This is a genomic window from Amycolatopsis sp. QT-25, from assembly GCF_029369745.1.
Taxonomy (GTDB): domain Bacteria; phylum Actinomycetota; class Actinomycetes; order Mycobacteriales; family Pseudonocardiaceae; genus Amycolatopsis.
Genome location: NZ_CP120210.1, coordinates 6,501,059 through 6,523,544, shown reverse-complemented (window position 1 = coordinate 6,523,544; position 22,486 = coordinate 6,501,059). Strand labels below are relative to the sequence as shown.

Annotated in this window: 25 protein-coding genes and 1 pseudogene; 4 read left to right on the top strand and 22 right to left on the bottom strand. The window is 68.1% G+C overall.

Annotation, left to right across the window (positions count from 1 at the left end):
- Positions 1-92 precede the first annotated feature (92 nt).
- Genes P3102_RS30435 through P3102_RS30420 form a run of 4 tightly spaced genes read right to left on the bottom strand, consistent with a single transcriptional unit; the run spans position 93 to position 2,674 of the window.
- Positions 93-464: a Rid family hydrolase gene (locus P3102_RS30435; RefSeq protein ID WP_276363820.1), complete on the bottom strand. Its 372-nt coding sequence runs from the start codon at positions 462-464 to the stop codon at positions 93-95.
- Between the two features lie 58 nt (positions 465-522).
- Positions 523-1,773: a hypothetical protein gene (locus P3102_RS30430; protein ID WP_276363818.1), complete on the bottom strand. Its 1,251-nt coding sequence runs from the start codon at positions 1,771-1,773 to the stop codon at positions 523-525.
- Positions 1,770-2,105 (bottom strand): type VII secretion target, encoded by a 336-nt coding sequence (locus P3102_RS30425; RefSeq protein WP_276363816.1) that lies wholly within the window; start codon positions 2,103-2,105, stop codon positions 1,770-1,772. Before P3102_RS30425 ends, P3102_RS30430 begins: the two co-directional genes overlap by 4 nt.
- Positions 2,099-2,674 (bottom strand): YbaB/EbfC family nucleoid-associated protein, encoded by a 576-nt coding sequence (locus P3102_RS30420; protein WP_276363815.1) that lies wholly within the window; start codon positions 2,672-2,674, stop codon positions 2,099-2,101. Before P3102_RS30420 ends, P3102_RS30425 begins: the two co-directional genes overlap by 7 nt.
- A gap of 195 nt (positions 2,675-2,869) precedes the next feature.
- Between P3102_RS30420 and P3102_RS30415 the strand changes: the two genes are divergently transcribed.
- On the top strand, positions 2,870-3,361 hold the full coding sequence (locus P3102_RS30415) for a GNAT family N-acetyltransferase (RefSeq protein ID WP_276363813.1): 492 nt from the start codon (positions 2,870-2,872) through the stop codon (positions 3,359-3,361).
- Here P3102_RS30415 and P3102_RS30410 read toward each other — a convergent pair.
- From P3102_RS30410 to P3102_RS30345, 14 genes and pseudogenes are all read right to left on the bottom strand, one after another.
- Positions 3,358-3,513, bottom strand: coding sequence for a hypothetical protein (locus tag P3102_RS30410; protein ID WP_276363812.1), 156 nt, complete (start codon positions 3,511-3,513; stop codon positions 3,358-3,360). The genes P3102_RS30415 and P3102_RS30410 overlap by 4 nt on opposite strands.
- Positions 3,510-3,920, bottom strand: a complete 411-nt coding sequence (locus P3102_RS30405) for a hypothetical protein (protein ID WP_276363810.1) — start codon at positions 3,918-3,920, stop codon at positions 3,510-3,512. Before P3102_RS30405 ends, P3102_RS30410 begins: the two co-directional genes overlap by 4 nt.
- A 121-nt stretch (positions 3,921-4,041) precedes the next feature.
- On the bottom strand, positions 4,042-4,716 hold the full coding sequence (locus tag P3102_RS30400) for an SRPBCC family protein (RefSeq protein WP_276363809.1): 675 nt from the start codon (positions 4,714-4,716) through the stop codon (positions 4,042-4,044).
- A gap of 200 nt (positions 4,717-4,916) precedes the next feature.
- Positions 4,917-5,447 (bottom strand): hypothetical protein, encoded by a 531-nt coding sequence (locus P3102_RS30395; protein ID WP_276363807.1) that lies wholly within the window; start codon positions 5,445-5,447, stop codon positions 4,917-4,919.
- A gap of 139 nt (positions 5,448-5,586) precedes the next feature.
- Positions 5,587-6,168 carry a TIGR03086 family metal-binding protein gene (locus P3102_RS30390; protein WP_276363805.1) on the bottom strand — a complete coding sequence of 194 codons (582 nt, stop codon included), beginning with the start codon at positions 6,166-6,168 and terminating at the stop codon, positions 5,587-5,589.
- Positions 6,169-6,175: 7 nt separating this feature from the next.
- A complete protein-coding gene (locus tag P3102_RS30385) occupies positions 6,176-7,159 on the bottom strand; it encodes a transketolase C-terminal domain-containing protein (RefSeq protein WP_276363804.1) in 984 nt (327 codons plus the stop codon).
- Complete coding sequence (locus P3102_RS30380) at positions 7,156-8,130, bottom strand: thiamine pyrophosphate-dependent dehydrogenase E1 component subunit alpha (RefSeq protein ID WP_276363802.1); 975 nt, start codon at positions 8,128-8,130, stop codon at positions 7,156-7,158. Before P3102_RS30380 ends, P3102_RS30385 begins: the two co-directional genes overlap by 4 nt.
- Entirely contained in the window at positions 8,127-8,780 is a 654-nt protein-coding gene (locus P3102_RS30375; RefSeq protein WP_276363800.1) for an SDR family oxidoreductase, read from the bottom strand. Before P3102_RS30375 ends, P3102_RS30380 begins: the two co-directional genes overlap by 4 nt.
- A pseudogene (locus P3102_RS30370) lies at positions 8,732-8,959 on the bottom strand (response regulator); the annotation flags it as partial. The gene P3102_RS30375 and the pseudogene P3102_RS30370, both read right to left, overlap by 49 nt.
- Before the next feature lie 96 nt (positions 8,960-9,055).
- Entirely contained in the window at positions 9,056-9,337 is a 282-nt protein-coding gene (locus P3102_RS30365) for a DUF6235 family protein (RefSeq protein ID WP_276363799.1), read from the bottom strand.
- Positions 9,338-9,491: 154 nt separating this feature from the next.
- A complete protein-coding gene (locus P3102_RS30360; protein WP_276363797.1) occupies positions 9,492-11,786 on the bottom strand; it encodes an excinuclease ABC subunit UvrA in 2,295 nt (764 codons plus the stop codon).
- A gap of 165 nt (positions 11,787-11,951) precedes the next feature.
- The gene (locus P3102_RS30355; protein WP_276363796.1) at positions 11,952-12,503 is read right to left on the bottom strand and encodes a dihydrofolate reductase family protein; all 552 of its coding nucleotides are present in this window, start codon (positions 12,501-12,503) and stop codon (positions 11,952-11,954) included.
- 31 nt (positions 12,504-12,534) lie between these two features.
- Complete coding sequence (locus P3102_RS30350) at positions 12,535-13,776, bottom strand: cytochrome P450 (RefSeq protein WP_276363794.1); 1,242 nt, start codon at positions 13,774-13,776, stop codon at positions 12,535-12,537.
- A gap of 17 nt (positions 13,777-13,793) precedes the next feature.
- Positions 13,794-14,942 carry an MFS transporter gene (locus P3102_RS30345; protein ID WP_276363792.1) on the bottom strand — a complete coding sequence of 383 codons (1,149 nt, stop codon included), beginning with the start codon at positions 14,940-14,942 and terminating at the stop codon, positions 13,794-13,796.
- A 301-nt stretch (positions 14,943-15,243) separates the two neighbouring features.
- Between P3102_RS30345 and P3102_RS30340 the strand changes: the two genes are divergently transcribed.
- The 3 genes from P3102_RS30340 (at position 15,244) to P3102_RS30330 (ending at position 17,928) form a co-directional block, all read left to right on the top strand.
- Entirely contained in the window at positions 15,244-16,281 is a 1,038-nt protein-coding gene (locus P3102_RS30340) for an ATP-binding cassette domain-containing protein (protein WP_276363791.1), read from the top strand.
- Positions 16,278-17,093 (top strand): ABC transporter permease, encoded by an 816-nt coding sequence (locus tag P3102_RS30335; RefSeq protein WP_276363789.1) that lies wholly within the window; start codon positions 16,278-16,280, stop codon positions 17,091-17,093. The genes P3102_RS30340 and P3102_RS30335 overlap by 4 nt, the downstream gene beginning before the upstream one ends.
- Positions 17,094-17,175: 82 nt before the next feature.
- The gene (locus tag P3102_RS30330; protein WP_276363787.1) at positions 17,176-17,928 is read left to right on the top strand and encodes a hypothetical protein; all 753 of its coding nucleotides are present in this window, start codon (positions 17,176-17,178) and stop codon (positions 17,926-17,928) included.
- A gap of 178 nt (positions 17,929-18,106) precedes the next feature.
- Here P3102_RS30330 and P3102_RS30325 read toward each other — a convergent pair whose 3' ends face one another.
- From P3102_RS30325 to P3102_RS30310, 4 genes are all read right to left on the bottom strand, one after another.
- Complete coding sequence (locus tag P3102_RS30325; RefSeq protein WP_276363786.1) at positions 18,107-18,544, bottom strand: SgcJ/EcaC family oxidoreductase; 438 nt, start codon at positions 18,542-18,544, stop codon at positions 18,107-18,109.
- A gap of 12 nt (positions 18,545-18,556) precedes the next feature.
- Entirely contained in the window at positions 18,557-19,726 is a 1,170-nt protein-coding gene (locus P3102_RS30320; RefSeq protein ID WP_276363784.1) for an acyl-CoA dehydrogenase family protein, read from the bottom strand.
- A 76-nt stretch (positions 19,727-19,802) separates the two neighbouring features.
- Entirely contained in the window at positions 19,803-21,203 is a 1,401-nt protein-coding gene (locus P3102_RS30315) for a cation:proton antiporter (protein WP_276363783.1), read from the bottom strand.
- Positions 21,204-21,217: 14 nt separating this feature from the next.
- Positions 21,218-22,462: an NAD(P)/FAD-dependent oxidoreductase gene (locus P3102_RS30310; RefSeq protein ID WP_276363781.1), complete on the bottom strand. Its 1,245-nt coding sequence runs from the start codon at positions 22,460-22,462 to the stop codon at positions 21,218-21,220.
- Positions 22,463-22,486: the final 24 nt, after the last annotated feature.

Sequence of the window (22,486 nt, the reverse complement as noted above, 5' to 3'; positions counted from 1 at the left end):
CGAGCGGGTTCGTCGCCGACGTCTCCGAGCCCGCAGGCTCCACGAGACGGGCGAGGCTCCCGAGGCGCTGGTCGGTTCGTTCGGGAGGTGACCTACTTTTCGAGGGTGTAGGCCTCGACCTTCGTCTTCGGGTCGAGCAACGCCGAGACCTCGACCATCGTGGCCGCGGGAAGCACGTCACCGAAGGCTTCGCGGTGCGCCCGCGCGACGAGTTCGGCGTCCTGGATGTCGGTCACGTAAGTGACTGTGCGGACCACCGCGACCGAACTCGGACCGGCGTCCCGCAACGCGGTCTCGACGATCGACAGCACGGCCGTGGCCTGCTCGTACGCCTCACCGGATCGGGCGGGTTCCCGCGCCGTCGTCCCGGAGACGTGGATGTGCTCGCCGACGCGCACCGCCCGGCTGTAGCCGAAGACCCGCTCGAAGTCCCCGCCGGAGGAGATGTTCACCCGTTCCGTCATGGACCGGACGAAAGCACAAAGCGGCCCCGTACCGAAACCGGTACGGAGCCGCCGACGCTCACTTCTCTTCCTTGTCCTCCGGTGGTTGCTCCTTCACGGCCGGCGGGATGGCCTTCGTCAGCTCGACGATGGTCTTCCCGGCCAGGCCCGACGCACCGTAGGTCGGGTCACTGAGCACCTTGATCGTCGAGTCGATCGCCCTCGCGATGTCGGGATGCTTCTGTGCCAGCCGGCCGAGCGGAAAGCTGTTCCAGTAGTTGAAGTTCTCCATGATCCTGGCCTTGTCCGGGTGCCCATCCAGTACCTTCCCCAGCTTTTCGCCGACGATCCTGGACGGGATGTCGCTGAGCTTCTCCAGGGGAGGCTTGGGACCGTCGGGCTTCGCGTCCGGAGTGGTGTCGGCCGGTTTGGCGGGCGGGCCCTCGATCGGCTTCTTGCCGCCGGGCATCGGCGTGCCACCACCGGGTTTCGGCTTGGGCAGCGTCACCTTGCCGCCGCCGAGCGTCAGCTTCACGACGTCGTCCGCCGCTCCGCGGGTCTTGGCCAGGATCTTGAGCATCTCGGCGAGTTTCTTGGCCGTGTCGGCGATCTGCTTGGCGATCTTGGCGATCGCCACGCCGACCGTGGTCATGATGGAGGTGATCGCCGCGATGATCGATCCGCCGAAGGTGACGGGTGCCAGTGCCACCGCCACGATCGCGGCCTTGATGATGCCCGCCAGCGTCATGGCGATGATGTCGCGGACGATGCCGCGGACCGCACCGATGACGGCACCCGCGATCCCCATCTGCTTGCCCGCGAAATCGACGTACTCGGCGAGCGCGTCGATCTGGGCGGCGACGCCTTCCATGTCGGCACGGAACTTGTCGGCGGCCTCGCCGTCCCACTTCTCCAGGAACTTGTTGGTGGCGGCCGCATGGTCCTCCGACCACTCCTTGACGGCCTTGCCCTCGTTGTAGATAGCCGTCTTGGCCGCCTCGATGCCCTTCGGGTCACCCAGGAGGAAGTCCAGCGGCCAGCGGAAGATGACGATGTGCTCGATCAGCCAGCCGATCCCGGCGGTGAGCAGCGACCCGATCGGGTCGACGACCATGCCGAGGGCCTCGATCGCCATCCCCGCCGAGGCCAGCCCGATGCTGAGGCTGTCGCCTTCGTCGACCGCCTTCTTCAGCGCGAACGCGGAGTCGAAGAATCCCGCGCCCGTGGTGTCCCCACTGCCGGCGAGGAAGCTGTTCTTCTCGTCCTTGAAGTCCTCGGCCTTGGTGCCGCTGTTGTTGCCGAAGTCGTTCCGGTGGTACTCGTCGCTCACTTGACCTTCACCTCGTCGACGCCCTTGCCGGCCTCGGTGATCAGCTTCTCCGACTCCTGCTCGTTGGCGTCGTACTTCTTCGCGGCCTCGCGCACCCTGTCCGAGAACTCCCGCACGTTCTCGGAGTACTTGTTCAGGTGGTCCCGCGCCTTCCCGCAGTGCATGCTCGCGCCGGCGCCGTAGATCTGGCCGCCGAAGATGCCGAAGATGCCGGGGTCCGCCACGCAGCCGCCCACCATGTCGGCGCTCTTGCGCAACGCGTCCTCGAGTCTGTCGAGGTGGCCGGCGAACTCGTTCAGGGTTTCCGTCTTGACACCGAATCCGCTCACCACGGGCTCATTTCGTCGTCGTCGGGGGTGGCCGGTCGCCGGGGTCGCGGCGCCGGTGGCTGCGACGGCCGCACGGGACGGCCCGGCTGCGGGGTCATCGGGGGGCCTGCCTGCGGCGGGGGCGGCGGCCGGTACGCCGCCTGCGGACGCGGGTCCTCGTGGTGCGCCTCGGGAGCCCACTTGTCCTGCTCGGGGTTCTCCGGGGCGGTTTCCTCGTCCTCGACCTTCGGCAGGAACGTGCGGACCAGTTCGGCGGCCTCGTCGTTGCCGTTGATCCCGGTGTAGGACTCCGTGACCTTCTCCACGGTCTTGCGCTGGGCCTCGCGCACCGTCCGCATGACCAGGGAGGAGAGCCGGGCCGGTCCCAGCGCGGTGGCCCGGTCGCCGAACTCGATCGCGCTCAGCGAACCGTTGGCCTCGACCGTCACCGTCACCGAGCCGTCGGGGGACCGCACCGTGGACGCGGAGGAGGTGAACGCGGCCGTCAGGGCTTCGGCTTTTTCCTGGAGTTTCCTGGCTTCTCGCTCCAAAAGAAGGGCGAAGTCCTCACCTGCGTCGAAATTGGGTTGCATGCGTCGCCTTGGCTCGGTTGGGTCGGGGCACGATCGGAGAAAGTGCGAGGTCGACGAGGCGGTCCGCGGAACTGCCCGAGATCGTCACGTATCGTTACCATCGCACGGGCGTCCGGACAACCCGGGGGAACGGGAAGTGCCCGAAAGGCCCTCCGGTGGTGATAATTCGGGCCAGAGCCTGAAAGAGGTACCGCGATGGGAAGCGAACCGATCGTGCGGGACGCCGATCGAGACGACGTCATGGCCATCTGCCGCTTCGGTGAGGAGCACGTCCGAGCCCACTACACGCCGCTGATCGGTGAGGAAGCCGCTGCCCAGCAGGTGCGGATGTGGTGGAACGAGACGAACGTCGCCGGCGCCGTGGCCCGCGGTGCGGTGGTGGTCGCCGAAGACGGCGGGCACCTGGTGGGGGTCGGCCAGCGCGGACTCGATGGCGCCGAGCACGTGATCTACAAGCTGTACGTGCATCCTCGTCACCGGGGTGGCGGGTTGGGCAAGCGGCTGCTCGAAGTCCTCATCGGACAGTTGCCCGCGGACGCCCGGCGGCTGTACATCGAGCATTTCGTGGCCAACGAACGCGCGGGAGCCTTCTACGAACGCGAGGGTTTCGCGGTGGAACGGATCGAACCGAGTCCCACGGGGGACCCTCGGCTCGGTGTGGTGTGGCGCTTCCGGAATCTCCGCTAGCGGAGATTCCGGGCCAGGGGGCCGTCGAGCCGGCGATCGACCTGACGCTGACCTCGCAGGCGGACGACGCCGAGGTCCGGATACCGGTTCTCGGCGATGACCCCGTGCACGCGAGCGCGCATGATCGGGCGGTAGCGCCAGGCGAGCTTCACGATGTGGTCGTCGTCGGTGAAGAACGTGTACAGAGGGCCTTCGACGTTCCCCCCCCGGCGATCTTCGAGCCGCACCCCATGTGACGTTTCAGCGTCCGGACGACCGTGCGTGCCACAGTCAGGGCACGGGGATGATCGAGCCGGACGAGGACGTCCGATCGTGCGGTCATCCGCTCCCGGACCTGTTCGCCCTGCCATTCGATGGCCCACTCGTCACCGTCGATGAATTCCAGGACGCCGGCCTGCCAGGTCTCCCGCACGGTCCAGCCCGGCGCGTGGAAGAAGGACTCGAACTCGACGATCGGTAATCCCCTGCGCTCGCACAGGGTCCGCGCCGGCGTCGACCTTGCCGGCTCCGGCGGGATCCGCCACCGCGACTCGCCGGAGCCGGCGTCCGGGAAGAGCATCGTCCGGCCCGATGATCCGCATCTGGAAAGCCTATCGAGGGGCAGGGAGCTCTTCGGAAGGTGCGCGGCGCCGTGCCACCCCTGGGGACATGCCTTGGCCGCGGTCGGCATGCCGTCTTCGCTACCGCTTTTCGGCGGCCGTCTTGAGGTCCTTCAGCCAGATTTCGAGGCCCTGTCCGAGCATCTCGGTGGAATTGGGCACGTCCTTGTCGACCTGGGGGCCGGTGTGGCTCTCTTCGGTGCGGACGATGACGCCGCCGGGGACCTTGACGAAGTTCCAGACGTGGACGCCGTCGATGTGCATGCCGCCCGGGCCGTCGAGGGGCCCGGTCCAGCGGATGCACTTGCCGGGCTGGAGCTGGCGGACGGTGGAAACGATGGTCACGTCACCGGGCGGGTACGGCATGCCGGGCGGGACGGGGATGGTCCACTGGAAGCGGGAATACTTGCGGAACGGGCCGTCGTCCAAGCGTTTCATGGTGACGGGGATGGCGGGGTTCTGCCACGTCGGCCAGGCCTCCACGTCGGTCTGCAGGTTCCAGACGGTGCGCGGCGGTGCCTTGACGAAGGTCTCGGTCCGATAGTGCACCTTGGCGGCGCGGTCGATGCCTTTGCCTTGGCAGGTGAGGGAAGCCGGCTGGTGACCGTGACCGGGACCGTGACCGTGACCGGGAGTGGGAGCGGGAGTGGGAGCGGCTTGGGCGGGCGTCGTGGCGCCGAGGACGCCGGCGAGGGTCAGCGGGACGGTGAGCAGGGCGGCGCGGGCGGCGAGCCGGTGGCGTGCGGTGCCGAACATGATCCTTCTCCTCTTGGTCGCGAGCCGCTTCGTTAGCAGCTCTCGCTATAGTTAGAAGCTATAACGAAACGGCGGTGAGCGTCAAGAGGAAAAGTGAGAGGGGTCTAACGGTGCGAGAGTTCCGCCTTCAAGCACGCGAGTACGGCCTTCAGGCTCTTCAAAGCAGGCAAGGAGGCCTTCGCGGACAGGCGAGTACCTGGTCAGACCCAGCCGACCTGCTCGTAGAACGGCGTGATCCACGCCCGGAATCGCTCCCCGTAAGCCTCTTGAGCGGCGGCCACGATGGCATCCGGGTCTTCGGCAGGCGTCAGGTCTCGCGCCTGGAGCCACTCGACGAGCTCGTCGTGTGAGCCGCTGTGGTCGTCGTCTTCCTCGCGGAAGTAGTCGGCCGAATCGTGGTCGACCATGACCTCACCGTCGTAGCCCAGCAGCCGCAGGAAATCCCGGAAGTCGCGGGCGACGACCTGCTCCCCGCCCTCGTCGCCGAAGACCACGACGGGTGACAGGGCGAGGTCCGTCTCGTCGCCGGATCGCCAGATCGCGTACGTCGAGCCGCTCCCGTTCGCCTGAGCGAAGGGAATCAAACGCGACAGGAACTCCGGGTCGTCCAGCTCCTTGGGGAAACGGTCCTTGTCGTCGTAGTCGTGGAGTTCGAAGCCATCGGCGATGAAGTCGCCGGCCGAGTCGTAGAGGTCCTTCAGCTCGTTCAGGACGGGGATCGGTGAGTACACACGGGGAGCATAAGCGACACAGGAGTCCGTGAAGGCCTCCTTGAGGGACCCCGGATCCCTCAAGGAGGCGGAACTCGCGTGCTTGGAGGCGGAACTCGCGTGTTTGAAGGCGGAACTCGCGTGTTTGGGGGCGGAACTCTCAGGCCGTGCGGCCCAGGAAGGCCAGGAACCGGGCCTGGGGGTCGGCGTCGGCGGGTGGTTTCACCCGCGGGCCGAAGGTGCCCGGCGTGCGGCTGATGATCAACCGGGCCAGCGAGAACGACGGTGCGATGAGGTCGGGTTCCATGCGCACGTCCATGCCGAGCACCGAGCCGATGTCCCAGGTGTGGACCAGGGTGTCGAAGGTGAGCAAGGCCAGGTAATCCGTGACCGTCGCATCGGGACGGTTGGCCACGTACCAAGCCGGAGCAGGCCGAAGAAGCATCTCGTCGGTGAGGACGGCGTCGGTCGCGGAGCGGGTCGCGCGCCATTCGGCGAGGGGGGCGTCGCCGGCCAGCTCGCCGGGCTTCTCCGAACCCGCGGGCCCGTCCTCCACCGAGAATTCCCGCCCGTCCGCGTGCTGCCGCAGCACCTCCAAGCCCCAGATGACGTGACCCGTCACGTCACGCACCGTCCAGTGTTCGCATGCCGACGTCGCGTTCCACCGGTCCTCGGGCACGGCCGCGAGTACGGCGTCGAAGGCGTCCTGCGTCCGCCGGTAGCGGTCCGAGGTCTCGTTCATCGGCACCTCATTTCAGCGTCGCGTTGATGGCGGCCAGCAACTGTCCGGGTCCCGGCACCAAGGCCTTGTCGAGCGCGAGGGCGTACGGGATGACGGTGCCGTCCGGGCGGCACACCCGCCTCGGCGGCGCCGCCAGGTCGAACTCCTCGGCCGCCGTCGCGACGATCTCCGCCCCGAGCCCGCACATGCGGTTCGAGTCGTCGATCACGACCAGCCGCCCGGTCTTGTCGACCGATTTGCGCAGGCACTCCCAATCGAAGGGGTAGACCGTTCGCGGGTCGACGATCTCGATGTCGGCCCGGCCGTGGAGGCTCTCGGCGACCTCGATCGCCGTACCGACGTGCTGGCCCACCGCCACCACCGTCAGGTCGCCGCCCTCGCGGACGACGTTCGCCTCGCCCAGCGGGACGATCTCCTCCTCACCCCCGTAGACCACATCCGTCGCCCCCAGCAACGACGACGGGGCGAACACGGCGACCGGGTCGGGATCCTGGATCGCCGACCGCAGCAGCCCGTAGGCGTCCGCGGGCAGGCCGGCGACCACCGTCTTGATCCCGGCGTGGGCGAGCAGGCTGTACGGGTTGTCCGAATGCTGACCCGCCCAGCCGAACCGCGAACCCGAACCGGACACGAGGTAGGTGACGGGGATCCGCACCTGCCCGCCGGTCATCAGCGAAAACTTGTGGGCCTGGTTCACGATCTGCTCGAAGACCAGGTAGATCAGCGAAGAGATCTGGAACTCGATCACGGGTTTCTTGCCCGCCATCGCCGCGCCGGTCCCGAAACTGGTGAAGGCCTGCTCGGACAACGGCGTGTCCAGCACTCGCTCCGGGCCGAACCGGGGCAGCAGCCCCGAAGTGACCCCGCTCGCGCCGACGCCGACGTCTTCGCCGAGCAGGAACACGTCCTCGTCGGCCGCCATCTCGGCGTGCAGGGCGAGATTCATCGCGTGCATGTAGCCGAAATTCGACGGAGAAGGCAGCTCGCTCACAGGATCACCCCAGGCCGGACGGCGGTCGTTCCCGCGTACAGGTACATCAATGCGTCCTTCGGATCGGGCGACGGGGCGTTCTTCGCGAACTCGACCGCCTCGTCGATTTCGGTCTTCACAGCGGCGTCGATCTCGGCGACGACGTCTTCACCCAGCCGGTTTCCCAGCAGGAGAAGCGGATCCCGCTTGCGCCACCGGGCCACTTCGCCGGGATCGCGGAACTCGACGCCCAGGAGTTCGAGCACGGAGTGATGCCCGAAGAACCGGTACGTCCGACATTCCAGGAACGCCGGGCCCCGGCCCGCGCGACACCCTTCGACGAGTTCCGCCGCGACTTCCGCCACCGCCTCGACGTCCATGCCGTCGACCGTGCGCGCGACCATCCCGAAGCCTTCCGCGCGCCGTGCCGCACCGCCCGCGAGCCCCGATTCGAGTTTGAGGCTCGTCGCGTACATGTTGTTCTCGCAGACGAAGAGCACCGGCAGTGACCAGATCGCGGCCAGGTTGAAGGCCTCCAGGAGGACACCCTGGCTCATCGCCCCGTCGCCGAAGAAGCTGACGACGACCTCCGAGTTCCCTCGCGCCTTGGCGGCCCAGGCGGCGCCGGAGGCGATCGCCCCGCCGGCACCGACGATGCCGTTGGCGCCCAGGATGCCCAGCTTCATGTCCGCGGCGTGCATCGACCCGCCGCGACCCTTGTTGAAGCCTTCGAGGGTGCCGAGGAGTTCGGCGAGCAGACGGCGCGGATCCGCTCCCTTCGCCAGCACGTGACCGTGCCCCCGGTGCGTACTGGTGATGGAGTCCCGGTCGGTCAGGTTCGCGCAGATGCCCACGGCCACCGCTTCCTGCCCGATGTACGGGTGGATGCCGCCGTCGATCTCACCGGCGATGGCCATGGCCAGGCAGCGCTCTTCGAATTCCCTGATCTGTTTCATGGAGCGGTACCGGGCCACCCGGATTTCACTGGTCATTTTCGCGACAGCCCTTCTGTGCCTTCTACGGAGGTCCGGACGAGCATGCGGTCGACGTACCGGAGCAGGGCGCCGTCGTCGGGGCTCGGCACGACGATCGGTGCGAAGTCACTGCTCGGCCGTCCGGTGGGAGTGGCGGAGCCGAAGAGCGACTGCAGGATGGCGTGTTCCTCGGGGGAGTGGGCTTCGAGCAGCGCGAGCCAGTCCGCCACCGGCCGGACGCCGATCTCCGTGCCGGTGCTCCGCAGGAGCTCGACCAGGTGTGTGAGCCGCATCGGCCGACGGCTCGCCAGCACGAACCGGCCGCCGTCCCGGTGCTGTGCCATGCCGAGCCTGGCGAGCGCGCCCGCCGTTTCGTCCACCGCGATCCACGGTTCCTCGATCTCGGTGTCGGGCGCGCAGCCGAGTTCGAGGATGATCCGCAGGACACGCAGCATGATGTCCCGCGTGTTCCCTTGTCCGGTACGCGAGTCGCCGACGATCCGGGGCAACCGGTAGGTCGCCGACGGCAGCCCACGCTGGTACGCGGTGCTGATCAGCTGCTCCGCGTGCGACTTGGTCTCCGCGTAACCGCTGCGGGACCCGTTTTCCTCGCCGGCGGAGGGCGGCCGAGGCTGGTGAGGATCAGCGTGTGGCAGCCGGGCGGGCATTCGCGGATCTCCGTGGCGGCGGTCAGCCCGTCCTTGCCCGGCAGGCCGATGCCGATGACCGCGACGTCGGGCTGGACGGCCTTCACGGCCGGGAGGATCTGGTCACCCGAAGCGACTCGGGCGACGACCTCGATGTCGGATTCCAGGTTCAGCAGCGCGACGAGCGCACCGCGGACCATGTGCACGTCTCAGGCGAGCAGCACTTTCCGGTGTGGCGATCGGGGGACACCGGGCACGTCGTTGCCCGCAGCCGGATGCCGCAACGGAATCGGCTCTCACAGCGCGTCCAGCTCCTGCGGCCAGTGAAGGGCCTTCCTGGTGAACCCGAGCAGTTCGAATTCCGAACGCGTCCAAGCGATGCGGATCCGGATCGCCAGTTCGGGCGCCACGGTCAGCAGGAACCGGTCGGGACCACCGCCGACCTGGAAAACGCCGTAGGTCAGGAACGCGGAGCCGTCGCAGAGGGCGAACAACGCGGTGAAAACCGTCGCGCGTTCGCTTTCCGGAAGCGAATCCAGCCATTCCAGCCCGCCGGTCAGCTCCAGCCGCACCGCCATCCGAGCCTCCTCACCGAATCGGCTCCCAGCATGGCGGATCCCGGCGGTGTCGTGCGTCTCGCATCCTGCGGCGAACGAGCCCGAACGCACTGAAGGGGACGCCCCGCGTGGGACGTCCCCTTCAGTCGAGGAGCCGGGACTTGCAGGACAACGCCTAGGCCTGCTGGTAGCGCCTGAGATACTCGCCGGTCAGCGAACTCTCCGCGGTCAGGAGCTTTTCGGGAGGGCCGGTGAAGACGATCTCGCCGCCGTTCTTGCCGCCGCCGGGGCCGAGGTCGATGATCCAGTCGGCCTGCTCGATCACCGCCAGGTTGTGCTCGATCACCACCACCGTGTTACCCGCGTCGACCATGCCGTTGAGCAGGCCGAGCAGCATGTCGATGTCGGTCATGTGCAGGCCGGTGGTCGGTTCGTCGAGGAGGTAGACGTTGCCGCCGCCGGAAAGCCGGTCCGCCAGCTTGATGCGCTGGCGTTCACCACCGGATAGCGTGCTCAGCGCCTGTCCCAGCCCGAGATATCCGAGCCCGGTCTCGATCAGCGCGTTCACCTTCGCCAGCACCGGTGCCTCGGTGAAGTACTCCGCCGCCTGCTCGGCCGACAGCTCCAGCACGTCGGCGATCGACTTGCCACGCAGCTTGTGCGCGAGCACCTCGTCTTTGAACCGCCGCCCGTCGCAGCTTTCGCAATGCGTCGTGATGGGGTCCATATAGGACACCTCGGTGATCAGCACGCCGCGGCCCTGGCATTCCTCGCAGGCGCCCTGGGAGTTGAAGCTGAACAACGCCGCGTTCGCGCCGCTCGCCTTCGCGAAGAGCTTGCGCACCGGGTCCATCAGGCCGAGGTACGTCGCCGGCGTCGACCGGGAGGACGCCGCGATCGGCGCCTGGTCCACGAAGATCGCGTCCGGATGCGCCTCGCGGAAGACACCGGAGATCAACGAGCTCTTACCCGAACCCGCGACACCGGTGACCGCGGTGAGCACACCGGTCGGGATGTCGACCGTGACGTTCTTCAGGTTGTGCAATGAAGCCCGCTTGATCGGCAACTTTCCCTTGGCACGCCGTGGATCCGTCTTGACGGCACCCGCGCGTGCCAGCCCGGCCCCGGTCAGCGTCTTGCCGGCGCGCAACTGCCGGTACGTTCCCTGGAAGACCACCTCGCCGCCGTGCACACCCGCCCGCGGCCCGATCTCGACCACGTGGTCGGCGATCTCGATGACGTCCGGGTCGTGTTCGACCACCAGGATCGTGTTGCCCTTGTCCCGCAACGCCCGCAGCAGGTCGTTGAGCCTGCCGACGTCGCGGGGGTGCAGGCCGACGCTGGGCTCGTCGAAGATGTACGTCAGGCCGGTCAGGTCGCTGCCCAGATGCTTGACCAGTTTGAGCCGCTGCCCCTCGCCGCCGGACAGCGAGGTCGTCGCACGGTCCAGTGAAAGGTAGCCGAGGCCGATCGCCTCGATGCGCTCGAGCGCGGCCAGCACCCCTTGTGCCATCGCGCTGGTCTGCTTGTCCTTGATGGACCGGATCAGCTCGATCAGGTCGGTGATCTGCAGTTCGCACCACTGCGCGATGTTCTTGCCCGCCAGCTTGGTCGCCAGCGCGGTCTCGCTCAACCTTCCGCCGCGGCAGGCCGGGCAGGGCCCTTCGGTGATGAACTTCTCCGCCTGGGCGCGGGTCTTCTCGCTCATCGACCCGGTGTCGCGCTTGAGGTGGCGCCGGGTGAAGTTCGCGACCAGGCCCTCGAACGTCAGCGTCTGCGTCTTGCCGTTCTTGAAGGTGAGCTGGACCTTGCCCTCCTTGCCGTGCAGCAGGGTGTCCATCTCCTTGGCGGTGTACTTGTTCAGCTTCTTGGCCGGGTTGATGGCGTCGTGGTTGGCGTAGAACTGCCAGCCGGGGCTGCCGACCGGGTAGCCCGGCACCAGGATGGCGCCCTCGTCGAGCGACTTCGTCATGTCGAGCATCAGCTCGGGGTCCGGGCGCAGCGCGCGCCCGATTCCCTCGCACTCGGGGCACATCCCGTTGGGGTCGTTGAAGGAGTACAGCGACGGGTTGCCCGCGCTGGGCTTTCCCTGACGCGAGAACAGCACCCGCAGCAGCGGATGGATGTCGGCGACCGTGCCGACCGTCGAACGGGCGTTCCCGCCGAGCGGGCGCTGGTCGACGACGACCGGGGTGGTCAGGTTCTCGATCCCGTCGACCTGCGGTCGTTCGTGTTTGGGCAGCTGGTTGCGGATGAACCAGGGGAAGGTGGCGTTCAGCTGACGCTGCGCCTCGACGGCGATCGTGTCGAAGACGACGGAAGACTTCCCGGAACCCGACACCCCGACGAAAACCGTGATCTGGTTCTTCGGGAGCTCGAGGGAGACATCCTTCAGATTGTTCTCGTGAGCGCCGGTGACGCGGATTCCCTCACCCGCCGGTTGCTTGGTCTTGCGGGCTGCGGCAGTCACAGAAGGTCCTTTCCTCGCCGTCGCGCGTGAACGATCGCGCCTGCTCGCCAGTATCGCAGTGCCGAGGGGTTCCCCGGAAGTCCGTTCACGTGCGATCGGGGTATGTTTTCTTCACGACGGAAGAATGAATTTTTCACGTCGGTGCCGAGCCGCGCTTTCCGTGCTTCACTCCGCCCGGTTGTAGACGGCTCCGATGACGCCGGTCTTCAGCGAATCCGACTTCGTCAGGGTCAGCGGGATTTCCTTGCCGATGCCGTCGAACAGCCGTGCTCCCTCGCCGGCCACCAGCGGCATGATGTTGAGCGCCAGCTCGTCCAGCAGGTCTTCGGCGAGCAGCCAGCTCACCAGTTTCGGGCTGCCGGGCACGCGGATCGTCTTGCCGGGCGCTTCCTTCAGCCGGATGATCTCACCCGCGACGTCGCCGGTGATCAGGCTCGTGTCCGGCCAGGTCAGTGTCGCTTCGTCGAGCGTCGAAGAAACGACGTATTTGTGCGTGCCGTTGAGGAACGCCGCCATCGGGTTGCTGTCCCCCTGGGGCTTCCACAACTGCTCGAAAGCCAAGTAGGTGTCCTTGCCCATCAGAATGGCGTCCGAGGCGGCGAGGCTCTCGGCGATGCCTTCGCTCATCTCGTCGGACCAGTACTGACCCATCCAGCGATCGGGCTGTTCCGCCACCCCGTCCAGCGACATGAACAATCCCGCGGCGATTTCGCGCATGAAAACTCCTTCGTTGACCGGAAGCCTGAGTTCAGGCCGCGGGCCGATCCTCCCACTGCCGATCGCGACGCTCCAAAGAGTCCGGCACGACCGAAGAATTCCAGCGAATCGGCAACGCCGACAATGCGCGCATCGTCGGCGAGACGGTCCAGTCCAGGGACGATTCGGGCACGGCGAGCGAGAGTTCCGGTGCGCGACGGGAAAGCGCGCGCAACGCCGACTGGATCTCGACCCGGGCGAGGTGGGCGCCGATGCAGTGGTGCGTGCCGTGCCCGAAGGACAGATGCCTGCCGTTGCGGTCCATCGCGAACCGGTCCGGTTCGGCGAAGACGTCCTCGTCGCGGTTGACCACCGGGAGCAGCGCGGTCACCAGGTCGCCCGGTGCGATCCGGGTGCCCGCGAGGGTGACGTCTTCCGTCGCGATCCGCGTCATGCTGAAGTTCACCGCGGGGCTGTAGCGCAGCGCTTCCTCGACGGTGGCGTCCAGCAGCGCCGGCTTCGCGTCCAGCTCGGCCAGCGTTCCCGGACGGGAGATCACGCACAGCACCGTGTTGGTGATCTGCGCGGCGGCCAGCGCGTGCCCGTCGAAGAACAGCGACGCCGCCAGACCGGTCAGCTCGCTTTCGTCGAGAGCACCCGAACGGTGTGCCGCGACGAGTTCCGCCATCAGCCCGGACGGCGGGTCCTCGGTGTCGGCGAGCATCATGGCGACCTCGTCGTGCAGCAGCAGTTCACCCTGATAGACGGCGGATCGCGGGGAGCCGGGCTTGCCGAGCCGTGCGTTCGCGCGTTTGCGGACGGCCTCGCGCCGCGACGGCGGCACCCCCAGCAGTTCGGCCTGTGCGCCGAAGGTCAGCGGAGCGCAGAAATCGGCGATCAGGTCCGCCGTGGGGCCCGTCGCGATCAGCCGGTCGAGCAGATCGGTGGCGACGGTTTCCACGTGATCGCGCAGCTGTTCCGCGCGGCGCGCGGAGAACGCGCCGCCGATCAGTTTCCGGATCCGGGTGTGCCGGGGCGGGTCGAGATCGGTCACCGACATCCGGGTGGCCGGACCACGCGGATGGGTCGTCTCGGCCAGCACGGCCCGGCTGAACCGCTTGTCGCGCAGGAACTCGCGCGCTTCGGAATAGCTGCTCACCAGCCATTCACGCCGCCCGTCGCGCGAGCGGGAACCGAGAGGACACCCGGCCGGGACGTCGTCCCCGACGAGCAGCCGCCGATGCCGTCCCTCGGCGAAATCCGAGCCTCCACGACCTCCTGTTACGCCGGTCATCCGGTTCCTCCTGTCGATCAGTCGTTCCGGGCGGGCACGCGCAGCGCGAGCAGGCAGACCGCGACCGAGGCCACGGACAAGGCCGCGATGGCGACCCTCAGGTCGGTGTGTCCGGCGATCTGGCCGACCACGGCCGGGCCGAGCAGCAGGCCGACGCTGGCCAGCGACGCGGCCGAGCCGATCACCGCGCCGCGGTCCTCCGGCGCCGCCCCGCGCCCGATCAGGCCGTAGACGGTGGGTGTCGACACCGAGATCGCGCCGCCCACCACGGCGGTGCCGATCAGGCCGTGTACCGGCGCGTCGGCGAGGGAAAGCAGCAGCACGCCCACTCCGGAGAGCGCGCCGGAGGCGAGCAGCACCCGGCGATCCGAGGCGCGGCCGGACAGCCAATGCCCGCCGAGCCTGCCCAGTGCCATGCCCGCGGCGAAGATGCCGGGCGCGGCGGCGGAGATCCCCACCGGTGCCCGGGTGACGTCGGCCAGGAACACCGCGCTCCACTGCTGCACACCGCTCTCCACGACCATGGCGAGCGCGGCGAGCAGGCACAGCAACAGGACCGCCGGGCCGAGCCGCGTCCGCTGTCCGGGTTCGCGGCCCTGCCGCACCAGCCGCCCCGGCACGGAGTTCCTCGCCACGACCGCGCCGAGCACGACCAGCGTCGAAAGCGTCAGCGCGATCACCTCCGCGGGGACACCCGCGCTCCGCGCCGCCCCGGTGCCGAGGCTGCACGTCAACAGGCCGACGCTGAACAACGCGTGCGCCCGGTTCATCACGCGGGGCCCGTCGCCTGCTTCGGCGGACGCCGCCAGCGCGACCACGACGACATTGCAGGCACCGGATCCGAAGCCGAACAAACCCAGGGTCAGGAACAGGCCGGGAACGGATCCGGCGAGAGCGGGGGTCGGCGCGATGAGCGCGAAGCCGGCGAAAGTCGCGACGGCCACCGGACGACCGAACCGGTCGAGCAGCTTGCCGATCGCGAACATGGCGGGCATCGCCGCGAGTGCGCCGATCAGCAACGCGGCACCGAGTTGCGCCTCACCGGCGCCGGTGGCGTGGCGGACGTCCGGCAGCATCGAAAGATACGGACCCCACAACGCGCCGTACGCGGCGAATCCGGCGAAGACCGTGCCGGCCCGCGGAGCTGCGGTGATGACGGCGACCATGACCGAGACGGTCCTTTCCTGGCTGGGTAATCGCGTTTTCGCCGAAAGGCGGACATTCGCAGGTTAGCAGCGGAATTCGGGAACCGACCACGATTATTTGCCGCAATTATGGAGAAGTGCGACCGCGGCCCGCGTGGGTATTGTCGGTGCAGTGTGCTGTTGCGATGATGGGACATTCATCCCGAAAATGAAGAATTCATACCCGAGAGATTAACCATTCACTCCTCCCGCGCCGCGCCCGGTCGCATGATGTAACCGCACGAGAGTGTCTCCGTAGTGAGGAACAGGAAGGTAGTGCGTCATGTTGCAGAACGTCGAACCCGCGACCGCGTCGAGGGCCGGCCCGGGGCCGCGGGGGATCGAGACGGAATTCGCGATCCACGCCGAAGGGCTGGTGAAACGGTTCGGCGAGACGACCGCGCTCGACGGGGTCGACTTGACCGTCCGCACGGGTACCGTGCTCGGGGTCCTCGGGCCGAACGGCGCCGGGAAGACCACCACGGTCCGGATCCTGTCCACGCTGGTGACCCCGGACGAGGGCCACGCCACCGTGGCCGGATACGACATCGAAAAAGACGCCCACCAGGTGCGGCAGCTGATCGGACTGACCGGGCAGTACGCCTCGGTCGACGAAAGCCTGACCGGCGTGGAGAACCTGCTGCTGATCGGGCGGCTGCTCGGCTTTTCACGGCGGGCGGCCAAGGCCCGCGCGCATGAGCTCCTGGAGCGGTTCTCCCTCACCGAGGCGGGCGGACGGGCCGCCAAGGGCTACTCGGGCGGTATGCGCCGCCGGCTCGACCTGGCCGCCAGCCTGGTCGGCAACGCGCGCCTGCTGTTCCTGGACGAGCCCACCACCGGCCTCGACCCGCGCAGCAGGCTCGAACTGTGGGACGTCGTGCGCGGCCTGGTCGCCGACGGCGTCACGGTCCTGCTGACCACCCAGTACCTCGAAGAGGCCGACGCGCTCGCCGACGAGATCGTGGTCGTCGACCACGGCAAGGTGATCGCCAAGGGCACCCCGGACGAACTCAAGGCCAGCACCGGCGCCCAGCGCCTGACGGTGCGCGGCGCCCAGCCCGCCGACCTGGAGAAGGTCGCCCGGCTGATCGGCGAGATCGCCGGCGTGACGCCGGACATCTCGGGCCAGGTCGTCAGCGTCCCGGTCACCGACCCGGCGGCGTTGCCCGGCGCGGTCCGGCGGCTGGAGGAGGCGGGCATCGTCATCGGTGAGCTGTCCCTGCGCAGCTCCAGCCTGGACGAGGTGTTCCTGAGCCTGACCGGGCGTCCGGCCGAGGAGACGACCGAAGAGACCGCTGAAGAGACCGAGGAGATCCGATGACCGCCGTGACCACGACGCTGCCGCCGCGGCAGTTGTCGGCCAGGGTCGGGTTCTTTCAGGGCGTCTCGCAGATGTTCACCCTCGCCTGGCGAAGCACCGTTTCGGTGAAGCACGAGCCGAAACAGCTGGCCGACATCAGTTTCCAGCCGATCATCTTCACTTTGCTGTTCACGTTCGTCTTCGGTGGCGCCATTTCCGGGGACCGGCACGCGTACCTGCAGTTCATGATTCCGGGCATGCTGGTGATGAGCATGCTGTTCGCGACCATCAACGTCGGCATCGGCCTCAACACCGACCTTTCCCAGGGCGTGTTCGACCGGTTCCGTTCGCTGCCCATCGCACGCTGGGCGCCGCTGGCCGGGCGGATCATCGGCGACCAGTTCAAGCAGGTCTGGTCCGTACTGCTGGTGGTCGGCGTCGGTCTCCTGCTCGGTTTCCGGCCGGAGAAGGGTTTCCTCGGCGTGCTGGCGGCCGGGCTGCTGCTGCTGGTGTTCGCGATCGCGTTCTCCTGGGTGCCCACGCTGGTGGGTGTCGCCGCCGACCAGGCGGAGAAGGTCCAGGTGTTCGCGTTCGCGGTGATCCTCCCGCTGAACTTCGTCAGCGGGGTGTTCGCGCCGGTCGAGTCGATGCCCTCCTGGCTCCAGGCCTTCGCGGAGGTCAGCCCGGTGGCGATCCTGCTCAAGGCGTGCCGCGGCCTGATGAACGGCGGCGTCGGGGTCACCTCGGCGGTGGTCTGGTCGCTCATCTGGGCGGCCGTGATCGCGATCGTGTTCGGGGCGCTTTCGGTACGTGCCTTGAAGAAGCGGATCTGAGTATTCGCCGCTCGACCACCGAAGCCGTGACGCCCGCGCGCCACGGCTTCGGTGTTTCGGGGGCCTGGACCGGGGAGCGCCGATGGACGAATGGGATTACAACACCTGCAATGCCACCTTCCGGAGCCTGACCGATCAGCAGCGGCTGATGGTCGAGGAGACGTCGAGACTGATCGGTGCGGACGCCGATCTCGAACTCACGTCGTACGGCTGCGGGTTCGGCATGTTCGAACTGGAACTGATCGCTCGGGTGCCGCGGAGAACGGTGTGGTTCCAAGGCGTCGACACGAACGGTGAAGCGGTGGCACGGCTGCGCACGGAGCTCGCCGGGCTGCCGAAGGTGCGGGGCCATCGCGTGCTCACGGTGAGCATGGCCGACGTCGCCGACCTCCGGGTCAGCCCGACCGAGTACGGCCTCTTCGTCCAGTCGCTGTGCTACCTCGACGCGGACGACGGCATGGCCGTGCTGAAGGAGGCCCGCAACCGGCACCGGGTCCTGATCGTGGCGGTGACCCCGCTGAACCGGCTGAACGGTCCTTTCGCGGACTCTCTCGCACGGCAAGGCGTCACGCGTCCGCTGTTCGCGCAGACGCTCGCGGCGGAACTGGCGCGGTTCGGCATCGAGTTCCGGTCCGTCACGGTGGGCGCGGAGATCGCGGTGCCGGTTTCCGCGCCGGCGCACCGGTTGCTCGAATTCCTGACCTTCGCCCGGCACCAGCCGTGGCGCGGCGGGACCGGTCGCGGGGAACTGCTCGACGCGGTCGCCGGACTCGGCACGGTTTCCGCGGGGCACGTTCGCATCCCGCATCCGGTCGAGGTCTTCGCCATCGGGTAGGTGGCCGTCACTCGCGTGGGCACGTGCAGTCCCGCTAATCCGTGAAGGCCTCCTTGAGGGACCCAGAGTCCCTCAAGGAGGCCTTCACGGATTTCACGAACTCCCGGCCGAAAGCATCCCCGGACAGGGCGGAACCCGGGCCCAGAAGGAGGGGAGGCCCGGGTTCCGAGGGGGAGGGTCAGGCGGCCGTGCCCGGTTTGGGCAGCTGCTGCTTGGCCGGGGTGTTCTGATAGGACGCCAGCCGCCAGGCGCCGTCCCGTTTGACGACCGTCCACGACGCACGGATCGACTGCGAGTCCGCGACCTCGGTCTCGCCGGGGCCGAGCACGCCGCCCTGGGTGATCAGGACGCCGGAGTCCGGGGTGAAGAACCGGATCTCCAGCGGACGCCCGGTGACCTGGGTGCCCTTGTAGTCGCCCTCGAAGGATTCCACGAGGAACGACCGGATCTCGTCGCGGCCCTTCTTGTAGACGCCGGGAAGGATCATCGTGCCGTCTTCGGTGAAGACGCCGGCGAAGGAGTCGGCGTCGTGGTAGGCCCACGCGGCGATCACCTTCTGGGTCAGCGCCGCGATGGCCGCCTGGTCGGCGGCGGTACCGGTTTCGGTCGTGGTCATCGGAGGATCCTCCTAGATGTAGAGGGTGTTGGGCTCGAGCCCGCAGAGCACGCGGCCGTACAGCTCGGTGTTGGTGTTGGGGTGCATCAGCGCGTGGAGGTTGACCGCGGCGACGTCGCGGGCGATGCGCTGGATCGGGATGCCGTGGTAGACCGACGAACCGCCGGAGGCGCCGGCCAGGATGTCGATGCCTTCCTTGGCGAGGCGGACCACGGCGCCGAGGTCGGCCCGCGCTATCGCGCGTTCGTCGAGTTTCCACGGCGAGCCGTCCGCGGTCTTCCGGTCGACCAGAGTGGACAGCCGATGCGCGTGGAACTCGGCCTCGTCGATCTTCAGCGCCGATTCGGCCACCTGGTGGTGCGTGATCGGGGCTTCGCGCTGCGAATCGTAGGCGGTGTAGGTGATCTTGCGGTCCGGCAACCGCTTGAGGAAAGTGTCCTGCGCGCCCTTCGCCATCCCCACCAGCGTCCCCACCGAGGACGCCGAGGCGACCGGAAGCAGCGGTGCCCGGTAGATCGAGACCGAAGCGGTGCCCTGGCCCTCCAGCACCGCCGGCAGCGGGAGCACCCGCTCGGCCGGGATGAAGACGTCCTGTGCCACCGTCGACACGCTGCCGGTGCCGCGCAGGCCCGAGGTGTCCCAATCGTCCACGATCAGCAGATCCGAGATGGGCACCAGCGCCATGATCGGGTACGGCTCGCCCTCCGGCGGCACGAGGATCGCGATGATCTCCTGCCACTGGGCGTGCAGTGCCCCGCTGATGAAACCCCATTTGCCGTTCACCACGACCCCGCCGTCGACCGGCGCGGCCATCGCGGACGGGCTCAGCGTGCCGCAGACGCGGACGTCCGGGGTGGCGAACACCTCGTCCTGCACGGCCTCCGGGAACTGGCAGGCCATCCAGGTCGGGATCCAGTACACCGAGGCCACCCACGAGGTGGAGCCGTCGGCGCGGCCGATCTCGGTGGCGACGTCGACCAGAGTCCGGGTGTCGGCTTCGTAGCCGCCGTAACGCTTGGGGCGGCGCAGTTTGAAGACGCCGGCGTCGGCCAGTGCCTCGATGGACTCCTCGTGCACCCGCCGGTTCTGTTCCTGCCAGTTCGAGTGCTTCTTCAGTGCGGGGGCGAGTTCGGCCACGCGGCGAACCAGTTCCTCCCGCGTCGGAACATCGGTGCTCGACACCTTGACCTCCTAGATCGTCGACTGTTCCAGCTTCGCAGCGGGCGGATGCCCCCGCGTCTTCCTGCTTGCCGGTGGGTCAAGCCGCCGCACGCTCGGAGGTGCGGTCGAGGAAATCCACCACGTTCTGGCCGTCGCGCCGGGCGAACCAGGTCGCCATCGGCGCCGCCATCGCGGTCGAGACCAGCGCCATGATCACCAGCATGGTGAACAGCGTCGGGGACAGCACGCCGAGGTCGAGCCCGATGTTGAGGACGACCAATTCGGTCAGGCCGCGGCAGTTCATCAACGCGCCCACCTGCAGCGAGCGGTTCCAGTTCTCGCCGACCGCACGCGCGGCCAGTGCCGAGCCGCCGAACTTGCCCGCGACGGCCACCAGCAGGATCGCGCCGCACCAGAGCCACGCGCCGCCGCCGGAGAGCAGGCCGATGTCGGTGCGCAACCCGCTGTAGGCGAAGAACAACGGCAGCATCAACGCCGTCGTCAGCCCCCCTGCCTTGTCGTGCAGCCAGGTCGCGATCGGGTTGTCCCTGGGGAAGACCACGCCGAACACGAACGCGCCGAACATCGCGTGCACGCCGATCCATTCGGTCGCCATCGCGCACACCAGCACGCCGACCACCGAAAGCGGCGCGGCTTTCTGCAGGCTCGCCACCGGAACCCGCGTCACGAGTTTTCGCAGCAGCGGCCGGACGACCAGGCCGAGCAGTGCGACGAACGCCGCCGTCAGCAGGACCGTCAGCACCACGCCGAACAGCGAGGACGCGGTGGTCAGCGCGATCACCAGCGCCAGCAGGCTCCACGCCGTCACGTCGTCGACCACCGCGCAGGTCAGCGTCACCACGCCGATCTCGCTGCGGAAGAGCCCGATCTCGTGCAGGATCCGCACCAGCACCGGCAACGCCGTGATGCTCATCGACACGCCGAAGAAGAGCGCGAACGGCAGGAATCCGCCGCCGGGTGGGGAGAACCGAGTGTAGGCGACCATGGCGAGCCCGACGCCGAGCAGGAACGGCAGCGCGATGCTGACGTGGCTGACGACCAGCGCGAGCCGTCCGCGTCCGCGCAGCAGCCGGGTGTTCAGCTCCAGCCCGGCGAGGAACACGAAGAAGATCACGCCGAGCTGCGCCACGACGTTGAGCTGCGGCACCACCGCGGGCGGGATCAGTACGGCCGCGCCCGAAGGCCACAGCGCGCCGAGCACCGACGGACCGAGCAGGACGCCCGCGGTGATCTCGCCGATCACCGCGGGCTGCCCGATCCGCTGGGCCAGCCAGCCCACCACCTTGCAGGCGCCGACCACCACGGCGATCGCCAGCAGCAGTTGCGCCAGCGACGGCCCGGAGGACGCCTTCGCCGTGGCGACGACGTCACCATCGTCGCCACGGGCCAGCAGGACGATCGCGACCACGACGGGCACCACGACCAGTCCTATGTAGACGAACAGCGACCGGTGGCCGGTGCCGGGTTTGCTTTCCACTTTCGGATCCCCGCTCAGGGCTCGGTGACGTTCGCGATCAGGTCGTCGAGATTGATCTTCAACAGCGGGTGTTTGCCCGACAGGCCGGAGACCAGCGTGACGAAGTCGATGCTCGGCGCGTGGAGCTGCTCCGGGTCCACGACCTCTTGCGCGAGGTCGTAGTAGTACTCCTTGTACTTCGTCCGGTCGTAGAAGCGCTCGACGAAGTTGCGGATCTCGTCGAAGAAGGCGCGGTAGTTGCCGGCGTACCGGTCGAGCGCCTTCTCCTCGATGGCCGGGTGGTCCAGGATCTTGTCGACCACTTTGGACAATGAGCTGCCCGCCAGCGTCGCGAGCGCGACACCGGTGGAGAACAGCGGGTCGACGAAAGCGGCGGCGTCGCCGACGAGCACCCAGCCGTCACCGTAGAAGGTTTCGTTGGTGTAGGACCAGTCCCGCGCCGTCCGGTACCCCGCGTGCTGACGGGCGTTGGCCAGCAGCCCCTTGAGCCGGGTGGTCTTGTCCCGCTCGCTCAGGAAGAGCTGCTCCAGCGACTGGTCGTCCGCGTTGGCGAGGTCCGACTTGGTCACGTAGCCGACGCTCATCGTGCCCTTGTCGATCGGGATGCCCCAGAACCATCCGTCGGCGGTGCCTTCGATGAGGATGTTGGTCCACTCGTCACCGGGCAGCCGGTCGCAGTTGTCGTAGTAGGTCCAGACCGCGACGTTGCGGAGCTCGTTGTGCCAGGTGATGTCGCTGAACTTCCGGCCGATCACGCGGGACTGGCCGGACGCGTCGACGACCAGCGAGGCGCTGGCCTCGTAGTCGCCCGCCGAACCGCGCAGGGTGAACCGGACACCGGTGACCCGGCCGGTGTCGGACTGGAGCACGTCCTTGACCGTCGTCTCCTCCACGACGTACGCGCCGAGTTCGCGGGCGCGGTCGAGGATCAGCGTGTCGAGGTCGGCGCGGCGGGTGTGGTAGGCGTAGGTGCCCTCCGCGGCCTTCATGAACGAGAAGTTCCATGGCACGTCCCGGTTGCCCCACACCAGGCTGCCGCCGTACTTGCGTTCGAAGCCGCGGGCTTCCATGCGATCGAGCAGGTCCAGTTCCTGCAGCGGGCGCATCCCGACCGGGATCAGCGATTCGCCGATGTGGTAGCGGGGGAACCGTTCGCGCTCGAGGACCAGGACCGTACGCCCCTCCTTCGCGAGGAGACCGGCGCAGGTCGCGCCCGCCGGGCCGCCACCGATGACGATGACGTCGAACCGCTCGGGCATACCGTGAAGCGTGGCTGACATGGG